The sequence below is a fragment of the Halomonas sp. genome, from assembly GCF_041689495.1.
GTDB lineage: Bacteria > Pseudomonadota > Gammaproteobacteria > Pseudomonadales > Halomonadaceae > Halomonas.
On the sequence record NZ_JBDNGD010000517.1, the window covers coordinates 1 to 2,553 of the forward strand.

At 65.5% G+C, this 2,553-nt stretch carries 2 protein-coding genes; one reads left to right on the forward strand and one right to left on the reverse strand.

The features are described 5' to 3' along the window. The first annotated feature begins 41 nt into the window (after positions 1-41). Positions 42-1,607: a glutamate synthase-related protein gene (locus ACESMD_RS15355; protein ID WP_372614681.1), complete on the forward strand. Its 1,566-nt coding sequence runs from the start codon at positions 42-44 to the stop codon at positions 1,605-1,607. Positions 1,608-1,753: 146 nt separating this feature from the next. On the opposite strand, the gene ACESMD_RS15360 is transcribed toward ACESMD_RS15355, so the two are convergent. Next, positions 1,754-2,553, reverse strand: an 800-nt coding sequence (locus ACESMD_RS15360) for a peroxidase family protein (protein ID WP_372614683.1), incomplete at its 5' end; no start/stop codon positions are given.

Consider the following 2,553-nt stretch of genomic DNA (forward strand, 5'->3'; position numbering starts at 1 on the left):
CCCCATCGTTACGGTGCCAAACCGACCAGGAGCGAGACCTCATGAGCAACCCCGTCATCGCGGATAACAAGCCCACGAAAGTGACCCTGACCAAGGGCAAGGAATACGCCTTCTGTGTCTGTGGGCGCTCCGCCGACCAGCCGTTCTGCGATGGCTCTCACGCCGGTACCGGCTTCACGCCGAAGAGCTTCGTGGCCGAGAAGGATGGCGAGGCCGTGCTTTGCCAGTGCAAGCACACCGCCGATGCGCCCTTCTGCGACGGCACCCACAAGCAGTTCGACAAGGATCAGGTCGGCAAGGAAGGGCCCGGTGATACGCCAGGCAAAGCCAGCGAGACGGCTGAGGCCAAGGCCCCCGAAGCCAAGGCGACCCAGGAGGAACCCACGGTGGCCTTCATCCACCAGCTGGCCAGGGAAGGCCTGAAGAAGATGGGGCCCCATGGCCCGACCACCGCCATGGGTGTGCCGCGCCACACCCTGCCGCACTGGGACGACCTGCAGATCATGGCCGCCCAGTTGGCGACTCAGCCGCTGATGGAGGACGCCAATGTTGCCACCGAGCTGGTCATCGGCCCCGAGGCCAAGAAGCCGCTGACCCTGAGCATGCCGCTGTTCGTCTCGGACATGAGCTTCGGCGCCCTCTCCGAGGAGGCCAAGATCGCGCTGGCCCGCGGAGCCGAGCTGGCCGGCACCGGGATCTGTTCCGGGGAAGGGGGCATGCTGCCGGAGGAGCAGCAGGAGAACTCCCGCTACTTCTACGAACTGGCCAGCGCCAAGTTCGGCTACCGGGAGGAGCTGCTCGAGAAGGTCCAGGCCTTCCACTTCAAGGGCGGGCAGGGCGCCAAGACCGGCACCGGCGGTCACCTGCCGGGCAACAAGAACACCGGCAAGATCTCCCGGGTACGCGGCATTCCGGAGGGCGAACCCGCCGTCTCGCCCCCTACCTTCGAGGATCTGCACTCAATGCAGGACTTTCGCCGCTTCGCCGACCGGGTACGGGAGGTGACCGGCGGCATTCCGGTCGGCTTCAAGCTCAGTGCCAACCACATCGAGCGGGATATCCAGTTTGCGCTCGATGCCGGTGCAGACTACCTCATCCTCGATGGTCGCGGCGGGGCCACCGGGGCGGCCCCGGAGCTATTCCGCGACCATATCAGCGTGCCCACCATTCCGGCCCTGGCCCGCGCCCGGCGCCATCTGGATGAGCAGGGCGCCAGCGGCCGGGTCACCCTGATCGTGACCGGCGGGCTGCGGGTGCCGAGTGACTTCGTCAAGGCCATGGCCCTGGGGGCTGATGGCATCGCCATTGCCAACAGCGCCATCCAGTCGATCGGCTGCGTGGCGGCCCGGATCTGCAACACCAACAACTGTCCCGCCGGCATCGCGACCCAGCGTGAAGACCTGCGCCAGCGGCTGAACGTCGACAAGTCCGCACACCAGCTACACAACTTCCTTGAGGCCTCCGTCTCGCTGATGCAGGTCATGGCGAGGGCCTGTGGCCACGATAGCCTGGCCAAGTTCAACCGAGAGGACCTGGCCACCTGGCACCGGGAGATGGCCCTGCTGAGCGGGGTTCGGTATGCCGGGGTGCTGCCACCGTCTTCCTGAACGAAATCGCCACCAGAAGGCCTCGGGCCTTGGTGGCGGCTTTTTCCATGGCACAGCAATCAAGAAAAAGGCGGCGTTTCAACTCTCATTGAAACGCCGCCTTTGCTTTTGCTTACCTGCGCTTCCTGGAGAAGCACAGGTGAGGATCACGCCAGGTCGAAGCGATCCGCGTTCATCACCTTGGTCCAGGCGGCGACGAAGTCCTTGACGAACTTCTCCTTGGCATCGCTCTGGGCATACACCTCGGCGATGGCGCGAAGCTGCGAGTTGTAACCGAAGATCAGGTCCACCCGGGTACCGGTCCACTTCACCTCGCCGGTCTTGCGATCACGGCCTTCGAAGACGTCAGCGTTGGCCGAGGTCGGCTGCCACTCGGTGTCCATGTCGGTCAGGTTGACGAAGAAGTCGTTGGTGAGCTTGCCCGGTTGCTTGGTGAACACGCCATGCTTGGCACCCTTGCAGTTGGCGTCCAGCGCGCGCAGGCCGCCGACCAGTACCGCCATCTCCGGCGCGCTCAGGCCCAGCAGCTGCGCCCGGTCTACCAGCATCTCCTCGTCGGAGACGGTGAACTTGGCACGAGCGTAGTTGCGGAAGCCATCGGCCTCCGGCTCCAGCGGTTCGAAGGACTCGGCATCGGTCTGCTCATCGGTGGCGTCGCCACGGCCCGGTGCGAAGGGCACGGTCACATTGTGGCCGGCAGCCTTGGCGGCCTGCTCGATGCCGACGTTGCCTGCCAGCACGATGACATCTGCCACACTGGCGCCGGTCTCGGTGGCAATGCCTTCCAGCTCGCTCAGCACACGACCCAGACGCTCCGGCTCGTTGGCGGCCCAGCTCTTCTGGGGTGCCAGGCGGATACGGGCGCCGTTGGCACCACCGCGCAGGTCGGAGTTGCGGAAGGTGCGGGCGCTGTCCCAGGCGGTGGCGACCATCTCGTTGATGCTCA

What these genes read in the sequence shown, in the direction of transcription:
- ACESMD_RS15355 (WP_372614681.1), top strand. Translation starts at nt 42, where the DNA reads ATGAGCAACCCCGTCATCGCGGATAACAAGCCCACGAAAGTGACCCTG.